This window comes from Mesomycoplasma ovipneumoniae, from assembly GCF_033343935.1.
GTDB classification, from domain to species: Bacteria; Bacillota_I; Bacilli_A; order Mycoplasmatales; family Metamycoplasmataceae; genus Mesomycoplasma; species Mesomycoplasma ovipneumoniae_G.
The window spans coordinates 40,282-56,509 of the sequence record NZ_JAWPGQ010000006.1 but is presented as its reverse complement, the minus strand read 5'-3'; the positions used below and the strand labels follow the sequence as shown (position 1 = coordinate 56,509).

13 protein-coding genes are annotated in these 16,228 nt (G+C 27.6%); 9 read left to right on the top strand and 4 right to left on the bottom strand.

Annotated elements, in window-relative coordinates:
• Window positions 1-2: 2 nt before the first annotated feature.
• Window positions 3-866 carry a hypothetical protein gene (locus R7X45_RS02230; protein WP_318055753.1) on the bottom strand — a complete coding sequence of 288 codons (864 nt, stop codon included), beginning with the start codon at window positions 864-866 and terminating at the stop codon, window positions 3-5.
• The gene (locus R7X45_RS02225) at window positions 847-1,179 is read right to left on the bottom strand and encodes a glycine cleavage system protein H (RefSeq protein WP_010321305.1); all 333 of its coding nucleotides are present in this window, start codon (window positions 1,177-1,179) and stop codon (window positions 847-849) included. The genes R7X45_RS02230 and R7X45_RS02225 overlap by 20 nt, the downstream gene beginning before the upstream one ends.
• 416 nt (window positions 1,180-1,595) lie before the next feature.
• Between R7X45_RS02225 and R7X45_RS02220 the strand changes: the two genes are divergently transcribed.
• The 9 genes from R7X45_RS02220 to R7X45_RS02180 all read left to right on the top strand — a co-directional run bounded on the left by R7X45_RS02220 (window position 1,596) and on the right by R7X45_RS02180 (window position 13,211).
• Window positions 1,596-2,213, top strand: a complete 618-nt coding sequence (locus R7X45_RS02220; protein WP_318055752.1) for a hypothetical protein — start codon at window positions 1,596-1,598, stop codon at window positions 2,211-2,213.
• A 52-nt stretch (window positions 2,214-2,265) separates the two neighbouring features.
• Window positions 2,266-2,451, top strand: a complete 186-nt coding sequence (locus tag R7X45_RS02215; protein ID WP_318055751.1) for a hypothetical protein — start codon at window positions 2,266-2,268, stop codon at window positions 2,449-2,451.
• 2 nt (window positions 2,452-2,453) lie between these two features.
• Complete coding sequence (locus R7X45_RS02210) at window positions 2,454-4,772, top strand: ATP-binding cassette domain-containing protein (RefSeq protein WP_318055750.1); 2,319 nt, start codon at window positions 2,454-2,456, stop codon at window positions 4,770-4,772.
• Between the two features lie 89 nt (window positions 4,773-4,861).
• Window positions 4,862-6,814, top strand: coding sequence for an ATP-binding cassette domain-containing protein (locus tag R7X45_RS02205; protein ID WP_318055749.1), 1,953 nt, complete (start codon window positions 4,862-4,864; stop codon window positions 6,812-6,814).
• Between the two features lie 281 nt (window positions 6,815-7,095).
• Window positions 7,096-7,488 (top strand): type III restriction endonuclease subunit M, encoded by a 393-nt coding sequence (locus tag R7X45_RS02200; RefSeq protein ID WP_318055748.1) that lies wholly within the window; start codon window positions 7,096-7,098, stop codon window positions 7,486-7,488.
• A complete protein-coding gene (locus R7X45_RS02195) occupies window positions 7,466-8,770 on the top strand; it encodes a site-specific DNA-methyltransferase (protein ID WP_318055766.1) in 1,305 nt (434 codons plus the stop codon). The genes R7X45_RS02200 and R7X45_RS02195 overlap by 23 nt, the downstream gene beginning before the upstream one ends.
• Window positions 8,771-9,084: 314 nt before the next feature.
• On the top strand, window positions 9,085-9,474 hold the full coding sequence (locus R7X45_RS02190) for a type III restriction endonuclease subunit M (protein ID WP_318055747.1): 390 nt from the start codon (window positions 9,085-9,087) through the stop codon (window positions 9,472-9,474).
• Window positions 9,452-10,789: a site-specific DNA-methyltransferase gene (locus R7X45_RS02185; RefSeq protein ID WP_318055765.1), complete on the top strand. Its 1,338-nt coding sequence runs from the start codon at window positions 9,452-9,454 to the stop codon at window positions 10,787-10,789. Before R7X45_RS02190 ends, R7X45_RS02185 begins: the two co-directional genes overlap by 23 nt.
• Window positions 10,790-10,793: 4 nt before the next feature.
• Window positions 10,794-13,211 carry a DEAD/DEAH box helicase family protein gene (locus R7X45_RS02180; RefSeq protein WP_318055746.1) on the top strand — a complete coding sequence of 806 codons (2,418 nt, stop codon included), beginning with the start codon at window positions 10,794-10,796 and terminating at the stop codon, window positions 13,209-13,211.
• Window positions 13,212-13,601: 390 nt separating this feature from the next.
• Here the strand turns inward: R7X45_RS02180 and R7X45_RS02175 are convergent, their stop codons facing one another.
• Together R7X45_RS02175 and R7X45_RS02170 are read right to left on the bottom strand one after the other, a co-directional pair.
• On the bottom strand, window positions 13,602-14,432 hold the full coding sequence (locus R7X45_RS02175; protein ID WP_318055745.1) for a class II fructose-bisphosphate aldolase: 831 nt from the start codon (window positions 14,430-14,432) through the stop codon (window positions 13,602-13,604).
• A 10-nt stretch (window positions 14,433-14,442) separates the two neighbouring features.
• Window positions 14,443-16,224: a PTS transporter subunit EIIC gene (locus R7X45_RS02170; RefSeq protein WP_318055744.1), complete on the bottom strand. Its 1,782-nt coding sequence runs from the start codon at window positions 16,222-16,224 to the stop codon at window positions 14,443-14,445.
• Window positions 16,225-16,228 lie beyond the last annotated feature (4 nt).

Genomic DNA, 16,228 nt, shown 5'->3' with positions numbered 1-16,228 from the left:
TTTTATTCCTGTTCTGTTATTTTTTGTAGAAGTAATTTAATATCCTCATGAAAAAAATAGGATTTTTCAAGAATATCCTTGTTAGTACGGTATTTTTTCTGATTTATAACTAGATATTTTGCATTTTTAAATTTTTTTGTCATCTCTTGAAAAGGCAATTTAATCAATTGCGGGGTCGTAAATCCAACCCCTATTTCAAGAAAAACTAAGTTTTTATCTTTATTTTGTTCAATAAAATTATTGTAATTTGCTTTTTGATTGTCGAAGTTTTGATCTTCAACCATTCCTTTAAACGAAATTCTTTTGTTTATTTCTAAAAAGGCATTACATTCTGGGCATTTGGGCAATAAATTATAGTCAACCTTCATATTTTTTTGATTTTGTACCATTTTTAAAATCAATTCATCATCTTGGTATAAAAAATTTTTACACATTTTTGAGCATTGCATTAAATTATATTTACCCTGGATGTAAAAAATTTTTTGATTGTCAAATCCTGATTTTTCAAAAAAACTATCAGAATTTGTGGTTATTATAAAAAAATTTTTATTTTCTAAAATTTTTTTCAAATTCAAAAAACTTTCTGATTCTTTAAGATCTAAAAAATTAACTTTCGCAAATCTACTATGAAAAGCTCAGTATGTTTCTCATGATCCAAAATCATAAAGCGAAGCCTGAAGCATATCTAAAAAATGGTATTTTTCGATAAAATCTTTAAAATTATCGCTGAATTTTGATCCATAATAATTATTTCCATCTGCACTTGTTAGTCCTGAACCAACTCCAACAACAATTGCATCAACTGAATCAAGGATTTTCTTGATTTTTATCGCTTGATCTAGAATACTAAAAGTCCTCAAGTTCATCAAATTCACTTTGGTCTATATCTTTTGCTTTAAAAAGTCAATTTTTATCTGACTCATGCGAATTCAAAATTTTTGGATCCTTTTCAGCTAATTGATTTAGTTCAATAATTCTACATTTTAATGGTGTTTTTATTGAAAAAACAGTTTTTGACGCTTCAATTTTAGCAACAACATCATCTTTTTCTAGTTGTTTTTTATTGGTAAATTTTAAAAATCCGATTGTTCCAAGATCATCTTGTAATTCGGCCGTTAAATAGATAGTAAAAATTTCATTTTTTTGTTCAATTATCAAGAAATTAGCAATTTTTTTCATAGCAATCCTCTTAAATTTTTTGTTAATATCTAAAATGATATTACCACAAAAAAGCAACTAATGGCAAAAAATCTATAAATATAAATAAATCACTTCAAAAATTGGATAAATTAGTATATTAATTTCAAAAAAATCATGAATACTGCGTCAAATTGAAAGAATAGAAAATCACATTTAAAAACAAAATTATAAACAGTCACTACTTTTTTATAAAATTATAAAAAATTATTGTAGATAAAATTAAAATTTAGCATGGCTCTAATTAAATAATTTTTACTTTCTTAGCTAATTATAGACATTAATTAAAAAAATAATTTGGAATGGAAAAATATTTTCCGAAAATGGTATAATAGTAAAAGTTTTAAAAAAAAACATTATTAACAATTATCATTATTATTTTTCAGAAAGGTACAATCATGACTATTTCAAAATTAAAAAAAATTTTAGGCTTCGCATTTATTAGCCTTATTCCTGCAACATTTTTTTCCTATAGTAGCGTCCACAACAACATAAATTTAACAAACGAAAAATCACAACCTCAATTATTTTCATATTATAAACTAGACAAAGTATTAAGAGCAACAAAAGCAAAGCGTATTTTAGATGAACTTCGCGAATCAAATCACAAGGGACTATCTAAAAACAATGATTACAACGGTTACTTTGATCCAGATGATTTTAATCCAGAAGAACTTGATTTTGAAGAAAATCACAAAATCCGAACAACCGATCAAGGAGAATTAGAAATTCTTATTAAGGGTGTTAAACAAGTTGTATATTGGGGCGGATTATTTTGGCAAGATAAAGCTGCGTGATTAGGAAGAGCGGAAATTCAGTACACCAAAAACAGAAATTTTTCCAATTATTATAATTATTACTATAATTACAAACCAGATGAAATTAATTTAAAGACGCATGCTTGAATTTCTGGACTAGCTACCCCGTCTTTTGTAATAAATGGTAAGGTAGCTTATTCTACTAAAAAAAAGGGAAGTAGCTGCTGAAATTGGTGCATCAGCAAAATTTGAATTTAATTCCTATGAATTAATAGAAGCTTTTGAAAAAAGAAATGCTAATAGACTAGTAATGAATTATCAAGGTGTTGGATGGAATTACAAAATATCAGATTTTGGTCAATATGCAACCGGATTAGTGATAGATGACTATGAATATACTTCAATCGCAACAAATAACCCGCTGATTCGCGACAAAAATTCAAATTACGGATCCTCCATATTCCCGCATTATATGGATAAAAGAAGTAAATTTTAATAATGATAAAAATAGAAAAATTAACTAAAAAAATTGATAATAAATTTATTTTTAATAATTTAAATCTGGAAATTCCTTTAAACAAAATTACATTTGTAATTGGAAGATCTGGAATTGGAAAATCCACGCTAATTAATTTAATTGCCGGATTTACAAAAAAAGACAGTGGAAAAATCTCCTTTTTTGACAAAGATGGTTCTGAATTGGAAAAACCATTAGTTGATGTTGTTTTTCAAGACTTTAATTTAATTGAGTCATTAAGTATAAAAAATAATATTTTAATAGCAAATCACATTTTGAATCGCGAATCAGATGATTTAGAAATACAACAAGCCGCGAATTCCATTGGTATTGAAACCAATAAATTAGATCAGATAGCGAAAAACTTATCAGGTGGTGAAAAACAACGTACAGCATTTTTAAGAAGTCTATCAAGAAAAAGTGATTTTATTTTGCTTGATGAGCCAACTGGTAATTTGGACCATGAAAATTCCATTGCTTTACTCGATTTATTAGTTAAAGCTTCTGAAAGTAAAACAATTTTAATTGTTAGTCATGATTTAGAATTAGCAAACCAATATGCCGATCAAATTATTAATTTAGAAGATTTATCCGTTAATGTTATAGAAAATAATAAACAAATTAATATTGAATGAAAAAATAAACACTCAAACCTAATATCAAACCAGGTCTATAAAAAGCCTGGTTTGATACAAAAATTTAAAGTAGCTTTATTGCTTGTGCTCGCGGATTTTAAATCAAAAATTACGAGTTTTATTTTAGTTTTAGTAACATTTTTTGCTTTAATTTTTAGCATGGTTATTTTCATGAACTTACATGTTTCAGCAAAAAATATAGTCACTGACACGCTTGCCCAATCAAATTTTGACGCCATTAGAATTCGCGAAAAGGATATTATTTCTTTAGCCCCTGAAGAAATCGACCAACTTAAAAAGGATAACCCCAAAATAAAACACACTAGTTTACTATATAGTAGTCTTAAAGATTATACATTCATCTATAATGATAATGTTTCTCTCGAGAATCGCTCTATTCGATCAACTGATGAATCTGATTTTTTTAAAAACAGATTTAGCTCATTTAGTAAAGATGGAAATTTTAGTAATAGGTTTATTACCAATCCAAATGAAGTTATCCTCTCACAAAAATTAATTGAAGAATTAGAAATTGATAATCCAATTGGAAAAACAATTAAAATTGTTCACCTTAATTCATTAAATTTAGGGCAAAACCTTGAAGATTTAAATCCCTTTTCTGAATCAGCAACAATTGTGGGAATTTTAGATAAGTCTCTTGATGATGGTAACAATTTTTCGCTTGTTCACATAGATAAACTAAAGTCAGTTTATCAAAAATCAAAACCAACTGAAAAAGAAAGTAAATTTGATCAATTTGAGTTTTTACCTGATGATTATTTTTCATTAGACTTTGAAAAGTATGTTTTTAGTAGGCCAACAACCGTAGAAACTGACGAGACACTTGCAAAACCCAATAAAATACATAAGTCTTTCTATGAGAATTCAAATCAAGCCAATTCAATAAACTTGAAAAATGGTACATTGCCTAAAAATTTTAATGAAATAGCAGTTAGCTCGAATATAACTGACAAAACAGGAAAACTTTTAAAAATTTCTAACAATAAAAATACTTTAATTTTTAAAGTTGTTGGAGTTTTTGATCCTGAAAAAGATGACGAAAATATTGCTATTTTTAACAATAATATTGAAAAATATTCCAACGAATTACTTCCAATAGCTGCTGTGGTTTATTTTGATCATGATAATTTATATAATAATATTACTGAATTTTTAAATAAATATAGTAAACTGGGCGTTAGTCGTTATTACTCGACAAATGGCGGCCCGGATCAAATTCTAAATCGAGCAATTTCCTCTCAATATACTTTGTTATTAATTATTTTTGTGTCAATAATAATTTTTGGAATAAGTTTGTTAATTTTTGTGTCATTATATGCAACAAATCTTTCTAAATTCAAGAAAAAATCAATTGGTATTCTAAAGTCTCTTGGTGGAAAAACATCACAAATTTTCTTGTATCATTGATTAAATTTGGTAATACTTTCTGCTTTTGTTTTCGTTTTTGGTATTATATTTTCAATTTCTTTTGTGCCTTTAATTTATGGTGCAATTTCACATCAAAATTCAATTTTTCCTGATTATCAGCAAATTAGCGTTATTTTTATAATTATCTGGTTTGCTAGTTTCCTTATTTTATCAATCATATATTCATTAATTTCTTATATAACTTATAAAAAAGATATTGTGGCATTATTAAAATAATTTTTAAAAATTATTAAAATTATATTTTTTTATCAAAAGTCTTAATTTTATTATGTTGAATAAGAAGAATACAGCAAACTCGGAGCAAAATGATAAAAATTGAAAATTTAACGAAAAAGATTGATAAGAAAATCATTTTCAATAATCTAAATCTTGATATACCTTCAAAACAAATAACGTTTATAATTGGTAAATCAGGGATCGGTAAAACCACGCTAATTAACTTAATTGCCGGTTTTACTAAAAAAGACAGTGGAAAAATCTCTTTTTTGGATGAAAATGGTTCTGAAATTAAAAAACCATTAGTCGATGTTGTTTTTCAGGACTTTAATTTAATCACTAATATTTCATCAGAAAATAACATTTTAATTGCAAATAATGTAATAAATAGAGTTTTAGACCCAAAGGAATTAGAACAACAGTCTAAATACGTGTTGATTGAAAATCAACAATTAAAACAAAAAGTAAATAATTTATCTGGTGGCGAAAAACAAAGAATAGCAATTCTCCGCTCACTTTCAAGAGATAGTGATTTTATTTTGCTTGACGAACCAACCGGAAATTTAGATTTTGAAAACGGTGTTTCTGTATTTGAAAATCTAAAAAATATTGCAAAAAATAAAACAATATTAGTGGTCAGCCACAATTTAGAATTTGCAAAAAAATATGCCGACAAGATCGTTCGCATTGAAAAAGGAAAAATTTCCGAAGAAAATATTGACAGAACTGAACAAAATTTAGCAATTAACAATGAAAAAAGTAGTCAGTTAGTTTCTTTTAAGAGTTCCTCCTATTCAAAAATTGCAAAAATTAAGCAAGAATTAAAAACAGGTTTATTGCTTACTCTGTCAGACTATAAATCAAAATTAGTTTCAACTATTTTATTTGTAATACTTTTTCTAACAAGTATTTTTGGGACATTATTATTTGGTGTTTTAAATTTAAATATTTTTGCTTCTAATTCTCTTAAAGTTAATGAATTGCAACTTGATTCTGTTTTAATTAGCAAAAAATCAGAGAGAGATGTGGCAACCTTCACACATAATGACATTAATAATCTCAGAGAAAAAAATAAATCAATAAAAAAAATTATTCCTTTCTTTACTTTCCCATCATTAGGTTTTGAATATAATGACAAAAGAAAGCTTGGAGCACATATTGATTACATTGATGAAAGTGAATTTTTTAAAAATAGGTTCAATTTTGATCAAAAAAATTTAATAGGAAGAAACATTGAAAACATAGATGAAATTATAATTTCAAAAGAAGTGGCTACAGAATTAGATATCAAAGAACCAAAAGAACAAGAAATTGCTGTCTTAACTGGCCCCAAAGATAAAAAAACATTAAAAGTTGTTGGAATAAATAATTTGCTTAATGCAAAAAACTTAAACCTAAGTTTTTTGCATCATAAATTCGGTGAAGATATCGAATTACAAAAAAGCAAAAACAGGGAACCAGACAATTCGCAAACCAGTCAGACCAACAAAATAGAACCCATTATTTTAAGGTTGTATTTTGAAAATGATAATTTGGAAAATAATATTGATAATTTTATTGAAAATAATAAAGAGTATAATGTTGACTCCTCATTAAAAGGTGTATCAAAATTAACTTATAATTTACAAAATTTTATAAATATAATTGTAGGAGCAATTTTAATTGTTTTTATAGCAATTCTATTAATACAAACGATTTTTTATACAAAAAATCTAACTGATTCAAAAGTAAAATTAATTGGAATCCTAAAGGCGCTTCGCGCTAAGACATGGCAGATTTTTCTTTACCATTGATTAAATATAATTATAATTTCATTTCTAATTTTAGTCATTAACTTATCAGTGTCTCTCCCCTTAATTCCAAAAATTTACATGCAAATACTCGGTCAAGAAGCCATATATCCTTCGATTTCACAAATAGTAATGTTAATTTTCATAATATGAATAGCAATGTTTTTTATAATTTCCTTTATTTACTTATTGATTTCATGGATTAATTATAGAAAACCTGTCACAAAATTGCTAAAATTCGATCAATTTTAACGATCACTTTTTAAAAATAGATAATTTACTACCAAATATTTTTTTTCAAAATATTTGGTTTTTTATTTTTTTAGAGCGGAGATAGGCACCGAAAACGGATATTTTAACATAGGGCTTAATTTTGCTGAGACAAATCAAAAAAAAGTGTCTGAATTTTTTAAATTAATACACTAATTTAAACCAAAAATTTTCCCGATTTTTTTAGTTTTATTTTGTTTCAATCGCCTTAATAGCCGAAAAATGGTAAAATATTACAAAATACAACTAAAAAGGCCTAAAATATGAATCAAAATACACTTCTAGAAAAATACAAAAAACAAATTGAGGAAATTTCCTCAAAAGAGCTAAATCCTGACCAAAAAAATTTAGCAATTCAAATTTTAGAAAAATTTGAACCAAATAAACTTGAATATGTTTTCCAGTTTATTTCTCAACGAATCAAAACTGGATTTCGTTTTGATGCAGCTCCTGAATCTGATTCCGATTTAGTCGCAATTTTGCAAAAAGATGAAGAAAAATCTTTTATTTTAGACAAAAGTCAATCTGAAGAAAACACTTTAATAATTGGTGAAAATTATGATGCTCTTAAAAATCTTGTAGTTCTCGAGAGAGAGAGAGAGAGAGAGAGAGACCGCGGCCGGGTATGATGTAATTTACATTGATCCACCTTATAATACCCAGGCTAGTTTTGATGAAGGTAACCATATTGCAAACGATAAAGAAAATATTTTACCTTCAAAATTTATTTATCGAGATAAATATTCACGAAATGGTTGGCTAAATTTATTAAACGAACGACTAAATTTAGCCAAAAAACTTTTAAAAGAAGATGGTCTAATTTTTGTCTCAATTGATGATAATCAACACGCCTACTTAAAAGTTTTAATGGATGAAATTTTTGGTGAGGAAAATTTTGTTGCTAATTTGGTTTGGCAAAAGAAAAACGAAGGATCAGCTGCAGATTCCAAATTTTTAAAAGTTCTAACGGAGCATGTATTAGCTTACTCAAAAAACATTCAACATTTAACGACAAATATTTATGTCCAAAATATTAATGACGGCTCATATAAATTTTCTGATGAATATATTCAGGAAAGAGGAAAATATAGGCTGGTCCAACTCGATTTTGCGTCATTAACTTGATCTAAAGGACTTGATTATCCGATTGAATACAATGGAAAAATTTATTATGCTGGCGGTAGCCAAGAAAAGTGACAAGCCAGGCATCAGGGAAACCACGCTGTTAAAGATTGGCGATGGCGTTGAGCTAGGCAAAAATTAGATTGAGGAATCAAAAATGGCTTTATTGTTTTCAAGAATGAAAGGGTTTATTCAAAACAGTATCAATTTGTTGACAACAATAACCAAAAAATTGAAAGAGTTTCGAAATTTTCTAATTTAATATTATTAGCCCAAGGAACTGAAGGTACCCAGGAGCAAAAAAATATTTTTCCAACAAAGGTTTTTGATCATCCCAAACCAATTGAATTAATTAAGTATTTAATTAATATTCATCCCAATAAAAATGCAAAAATTCTTGATTTTTTTGCTGGAAGTGGAACAACCGGTCATGCAGTTTGAGAATTAAATCGCCAAGATGGTGGAAACAGAATTTTTACTTTAGTCACAAACAATCAAAATAATATTGCAACAGATGTAACATACGAACGACTTTACCGAATTTCAAATGGAAAAGGTACCAAAAATCAAGAGTTTGAGTGAGCCAAAAAAAACAAACCTTATTTGCAAAACCTGAAAGTTTTTGACATTTGTTATTATAATACTCAAATTTTTGATTCAAAAAGTGGACTTAATGATTTGGTTAATTTACTTTTAAAACTTTTTAAAGATTTTGATATTAAAGTTGACCTAAATCATATAGATACTAAAAATACCAGGTATGTTGAACTTTTAAATCATCTTTTAGCCCTAAAACCACAAGCAAAAAATAAATAAAATTTGCTTGTAAAAAAATTTTTAATTAAATTTGAATAGATAAGTAAAAATTTAAGGCAATTAGTACAAAAAAATCTAGATTTTCACTCATTTTTTGAATATTTTTTTAAAAAAATCAAGAAAAATTTTTGATCATATCACCATCATTAACGATGAAATGTCGAAAAAGAAAAACAAATTGTTGTCATATGATCATTTTTAACATAGCAAAAAATCAAAATTTACCCATTTTTTTAAGTTTTATTCTCTTTCCATCCCCTTAATAGCTGAAAAATGATAAAATATTACAAAATAAAACTAAAAAGGCCCAAAATATGAATCAAAATAATCTCCTAGAAAAATACAAAAAACAAATCGAGGAAATTTCCTCAAAAGAGCTAAATTCAGACCAAAAAAATTTAGCAATCCAAATTTTAAAAAAATTTGAACCAAGTAAACTTGAATATATTTTTCAGTTTATTTCTCAGCGCATCAAAACCGGCTTTCGTTTCGATGCAGCCCCCGAATCTAATTCAGATCTAGTTGCAATTTTACAAAAAAATGAAAATTTATCATTTGTTTTAGATAAAAGCCAATCTGAAGAAAATACTTTAATAATTGGTGAAAATTACGATGCTCTTAAAAATCTTTTAGTTCTCGAGAGAGAGAGAGAGAGAGAGAGACCGCGCCGGGTATGATGTAATTTATATTGATCCACCTTATAATACTCAAGCTAGTTTTAATGAAGGTAATCAGATTGCAAATGACAAGGAAAATATTTTACCTTCAAAATTTATTTATCGAGATAAATATTCACGAAATGGCTGACTAAATTTACTAAATGAAAGACTAAATTTAGCCAAAAAACTTTTAAAAGAAGATGGTCTAATTTTTGTCTCAATTGATGATAATCAACACGCCTATCTAAAAGTTTTAATGGATGAAATTTTTGGTGAGGAAAATTTTGTTACAAATATTGTGTGAGTCAAAAAAAATAGTCCAGGTGGAAACACTAGTTTTGATTATAAAATAACACAAAACACAGAATATATTCTTACCTACGCTAAAAATTTAAACAAATGCAAGTTCAATTACCAAAAACATGATGAAAAAACTCTTAAAAAATTAGGTTATACGCTTAAAGATAAATATTTCGAGCAAAAAGGTTATTATAAATTAATTGACCTTCATCATACATCCTCTACTGGCGCATTTAAATATATAAAGTCTTTAGATTATCCTATTATTGCCCCAGATGGTACCAGTTTTACTTTATATTTAAATAAAAACAGCCCAGAATCAGCATGCTATACTTGAGGAAAAGACACTTTTGTCGAAGGCGAAAAACACGGATTTATTGAAATTGTGAAAAATTCTCGTGGCAACTGAGTCGCTAAACGCAAACAGTATCAAAATGTTAAATTTAATCCTAAAACTAAAAAAATTGAACAAATTCAAGCTGGTTTACCATTTAAAAATATTATTAGTGATTTTTATTCACTAAATGGAGGCCTAGAACTTAAAGAAATCTTTAATAGTAAAAATATCTTCGATTTTCCCAAACCAGTTGAACTAATTGGTCATTTAATTAATATTCATCCCAATAAAAATGCAAGAGTTCTTGATTTTTTTGCCGGCAGTGGGACAACTGGTCACGCAGTTTGGAATTTAAACCGCCAAGATGGAGGGGAAAGAACTTTTACTTTGGTAACCAACAATCAAAATAATATTGCAACAGATGTAACATACGAACGACTTTTCCGAGTTTCAAACGGCAAAGGAACCAAAAATGAAGAATTTAACTGAAGCAAAAATAACAAGCCTTACTTGGAAAATTTAAAGGTTTTTGACATTTGTTATTATAATACTCAAATTTTTGATTCAAAAAGTGGACTTAATGATTTGGTTAATTTACTTTTAAAACTTTTTAAAGATTTTGATATTAAAGTTGACCTAAATCATATAGATACTAAAAATACCAGGTATGTTGAACTTTTAAATCATCTTTTAGCACTAAAACCACAAGAAAAGGATGTATAAAATTATGAAATTAACGCAATCTCAACTTAAAGTTGTTGAGCAATTAGTTGAAAAAACAACTTCATATCTCACTACTAGCGAAGAAATTGAGACAAAATTACAGAATGATAAAAACCAAACAAATCCAGCAAAACTAAAAAATGCAATTTATTTTAAAGCCCCGACTGGATCCGGAAAAACTTTCATGATTCTGAACTATATTGATAAATTAATTCAATGAAATAAACAAGAAGCTGGTAAAGAATTAGTTTTTGTAATTGTAACATTATCAAGTGCTGAATTACCTAAACAAATGGAAGAAAGTTTTAATGAATATAAAATTTTTATAGAAAATTCAAATTTGAATATAGAGAGAATTGAAAGTCCTTCAAACTTGAAAAGAACGGCAAAAGTTGATAAAAACTATGAATTTTTTGCCACACCTGATTCAGTTTTTATTATGGGTGGGGCGTCTTTTAAAGAAAAATCTATTTTACGTGAACAAGGAGCAATTGAAGCATTTTTGTCCGAAATTAAACGAAAAGGGCAAATTCTTATTTATATAAGAGATGAGGCTCATATTGGTTCTGATATTAAAATTACTTCAAAGGAGAAATCTTTTGAAGAAAAAATGCAAAAAAATGCATCATTTATATTGAAAATGACAGCAACCCCAAAAACTGACTTGCCATTAGTTCAATTATCTGAAAAAGATTTAAGGAAAGATGATATTCGGCTTTTAAAAACTACAAAACATCATAATCTTGACTTAGAAACAGGTAAAGATTATGATGATGAAGAAATTTTGGAAATAGCTTGTAAAAAATTTAACGAAATCAAAAAACAATATAATGATAATATTAAAGAGCCTGGTTTAGTCGGTATTAACCCTGCAATGCTAATCCAAATTGACAATAGCAGTGAAAAAGATGCCCAAAAGGCACAAAAATTTGATGAAAATATTGACAAAATAATTAAAATACTCGAAAAGCATAATCTTAGTTGGGTCAAATATTTTGACCAAAATAAAAAAGAAAGTAATTTGCGTCAAAAATCTAATTTCGCATTACGCGATATTTCTAGAAATATGTCTTCAGTTGATGTAATAATTTTTAAAATTGGACCTGCAACAGGATGAAATATTCCAAGAGCATGCATGTTAGTTCAACTTAGAAATATTTCATCTTCTAATTTAAGTATTCAAACAATTGGAAGAATAAAAAGAAATCCTTGCCCTTTGTATGAAGATTTAAAACATAATTCCATCGCTCATGAATATTTTATCTATAGTAATGTCGACCCTAAAGATAAAAATGTGCTTAGACTTATTTTGAAGGAAGAATATAAAAATGACATATTTATATCAGGTCAAATCGAACTTCCTGGAACACCTGTTGAAAATAGAAGTAAAATAATTAATGAAGATCAATATTATAATAATTTTGAAAATGAATTTAACAAATACACCAATGACAAAAAAGCTAGTGATTTTTTTAACTACCATTTGGAAAAGTATGAAGAAGCTTATAATGCCAATAAATTCATTTCTATCGATACTGAAGAATATGGTTCAGCAAGATTGATTAAATCAAAAATTTCCAACATTATTGAATTAGAATTAGCAATTATTAGACTTAAAAACAATTTAAAAAAATATTTTACTTCTAAAATTGAAGACTTTTTTGCCCAAATGAAACAAAAATTTTTAGCAAATAAAAAAACAAATAAACAAATTTTAGATTTAATTATTTTGTTAAAATTTGGGCGAGAACTTGCTAAAATTTATAAAAAAACAATTAAAGACCAAGTTGAAAATGCTCAGTATAAACTTATTTTTGAAGATTTGCCTGAAGAAATTGAATTTAATAGTGCTGAAAATGATAAATTGGTAAAAACTAATGATTCTTCTTTTGGTTATGAAAAAATTGATGACAAAACATCAGAAGATAATCTTCCGTTAGATTCAAACGCAGAACAGTTTTTTGCAAAAGAACTAATAAGAATTAGTAAAGCAAAGCGGAATATTCATTTTTGAGCTAAAAACCCAATTCATACTAAATTAGGCTTTCAATATATTAATGGACATGAAATTGCAAAATCACATCCTGATTTTTTGGTTAGCAAAGATGGAAATTATTTTTATTTTGAAATCAAAAATTATAAAGATTTAGATCCTGAAAAAACCCAATTATTAATAAGCGGTTATAATCAATATTTCAAAAAAAATCAAATAAATAAAAAAAATTTAACTTTAGCTGTTTGTTGAGTTGATGTTGAACAAGGAGACCTTTATTTTGCTGGATCTTCTAATTTAAAAGAAATTCAAGATAAAATTGATTTTAATCAAATAACCGAAAGTGACATTAACAACATTGATAATAAAGAGTTTGAAGATAAAAGAAGAAAACTTGTGCCAATGCTTTTAACCGACATTATAAATTAAATAATAAAAATCTTTCTTAAAAGTCAAAAAAGCCTATAATTCATAGGTTTTTTTGTAGCTTTCAAACAAAAAATCTTAAATATTTTTTTGCTTTTCAAATATAAAATAAAGCCATTTTCAAATTTGAAAGTAATTTGAAAATGGCTAAATTTATTTAACTTTGTGTAGAAATTTATTTTTAGGTTATTTTTTAAAAAAGAGATAAAAACCTGAAATTATAAAGACAAAACCAAACACAATAAATATAAAAATTACAAGTCTAATTATCTCTTTTTTAAAATCTGATCATTTTTGATTGCGCTTCTTTTGATAGAATCAAAGAAAAATAGCAATCAAAAAGAGGAAAATGGCAATTAAAATTGAAAAAATTAAATATAAAATCATAAGATTTTATGATAATTCAAGGTAAAAAAGCACTTTTTGGATCATTTTTTCAATTCCTTTTTGATTAATTTTTCTAATATCATAACTTTTAGGATTTTCTTGAAAATATTTTTCAACTTCGTTAGAAAAATTAACTAAAAGGTCAGTGCCAACATTAATTTTGTTTATTCCAAAATTGATTGCTTTTTTAATTTCTTCTAGAGAAAGGCCGCTGGTTCCGTGCATAACAAGCGGGATTTTATAGTCTTTTTTAAAGTTTTTAACTAAATCTCAATCTAAATTAGCCTTTTTTTTGTAAATTCCGTGTGCGGTTCCAAAAGCAATTGCAAGAAGATCTGGCTCTGTTTTTTGGTAGAATTTTTTAACACTATCAATTTCAACAATTTGTTCAGTATTTTCTTGATGACCAATTTCTTTGCCGCCAATTTGGCCTATTTCTAGCTCAAGGAAAACATTTTTTTTATCAGCAATCGATTTAGCTTTTAGTGATTTTTCGATATTTTCATCAATTGGAAAATTTGAACCATCAAACATTGCAGAATTAAAGCCAAATTCAAGGTATTTTTCAAAAAGATTTAAATCATCACAGTGATCAAGGTGAAAAATAAATTTACCAGAGGAATTTTGAATTGCTGATAAAATCATAGGTGCTAAAATTTCAATGCGCGAATATTTTATTGCCCCTTGGCTTACCTGAATAATTAAAGGTTTTTGGGAAATTTCGCCGGCTTTAATTACGGCCAAAAGTGTTTCTAAATTTAAAACATTAAAAGCAAAAATTGCTTTATTTTTTGCATTTAGTTTCAAAAATACAGATCTTGGATCAATAAGTGCCATTATTTTCCTATTATTTTCCTATTATTTTGCGAACGTGATCAGCAACAAATTCAACATCAGTGCCAACTATAATTTGTAAACCTTTATTGCCAACACGAACGATTCCTCGACCACCAGCTGCAAGAATTTTTGCATCTAGCTGTTCATCTTTTTTATTATCTTTAACAATAAGTCGTAATCTGGATGCACAATTTGAGACTTCTTCAATGTTTTCTTTGCCGATAATTTCAATAAATTCTAGTGCCATTTTTTCATATTTGTCACTAACTTTATCAGTGTTTTTAGCTATATCTTCATTATGCGGGTCTATTTTTTTAGTGCTTTCAGTTTCTAAATTTTCACCATTAGTGCTTATTTCGGTTTCAATTTTGTCTTCACGACCTAAGGTTTTAATATCAAACTTTTTAATGAAAAAGTAAAAACTTGAGCCTTGAATTAAAAACATTATTGCTGAAAATGCCCAAATTCATAGTGGATTTGCTAAAATTCCACTAGTTTTTGCAAAAGCTCAAGAACGTGGGAAAGAGACAATATAGTCAATAAATCCGGCACTAAATCCAATTCCGATACTCATTCCAGTTCATGTCACGAACATATAAATTAATGAAGTAAGAAAAGCATTTAAAAGTCATAAAAGTGGTGAAATAAAAATAAAAGTAAAAATTAAAGGTTCATCAATTCCAGTAAGAAAACTTACAAGTGTTGCGCCTGCTAAAAAGGTAGTAATTGTTTTGCGATTTTCCCGTTTTGCGGCAAAAATCATTGCCACAGCAGCACCAGGAAGTCCACCTAAATATAATGGGAAAAATCCAGTTGTAAATCCACCAGAACCAATAATTCCGGTATTAAATGCAGTTATATCACCATTTACAGTGTGAATATCGCCAGCATTTGCAATAGTTTTTCCCACTGAATCAACAACAGGACTAATTAATACACCTTCAATTGGCAATTGGAATCAAACAAAAGTATTTAAAATATGATGAAGTCCAAAAGGCTGTAAAAGTCGATTAAGAAATGCATAAACTGAGACATAAAATCCCCGGGCATAGCGATTTGCACTCTGATCTGAAAGGGCTGAGCCAATTTTAATTAGTCCGTATTGAGCCCAAGGTCAAATAATTGCAAAAAATAAACCAAGCGGAATTATTGATAAAATTCCTAACATTGGCACAAATCTTCTACCACCAAAAAAGGAAAGTGTCTGTGGTAACTTAACGTTTTTGTACTTATTGTACAAAAACGCAACAACAATTCCGACAACAATACCGCCAATAACCCCTGAGTCTAACTGGTAGACGGGCTTGCCAGCTTTTAGGAAATACAAAAGTTGCGTCAGTCCTTTAAGTTCGCCTGATTCGGCCACTAAAACTTTTGAATAAATTGCCTCAGCAAGTTGATTTTGTTTTAAAAGTGCCGTCATTCCGTATCAGACAACAGCACCAACAAGCGCGGCTTCGCCGCGATTATCTTTGGCAAAACCAAACGAGATTCCGATTGCAAAAATAATTGCCAAATTATCAAAAACAATTCCACCTGGAGTTGAAATTAGTCGCCCGATAAATTTTTGTGCCTCGGGAATTCCGATAGAACCATTTGCCGAAGGATCTTGAATCAAGGCGCCAATTCTTAATAAAAGTGCAGCAATTGGCAAAACTGCAATTGGAAACATTAGTGATTTTCCAAGTCGTTGTAATTGGTTTAAAATCCGATTGAAAACCGAATTTTCTGATTTATGTGATTTTTGTTTTGGAGTAATTTTTTTAATTTTACCAGAAAATTTAACGGTCATTTAA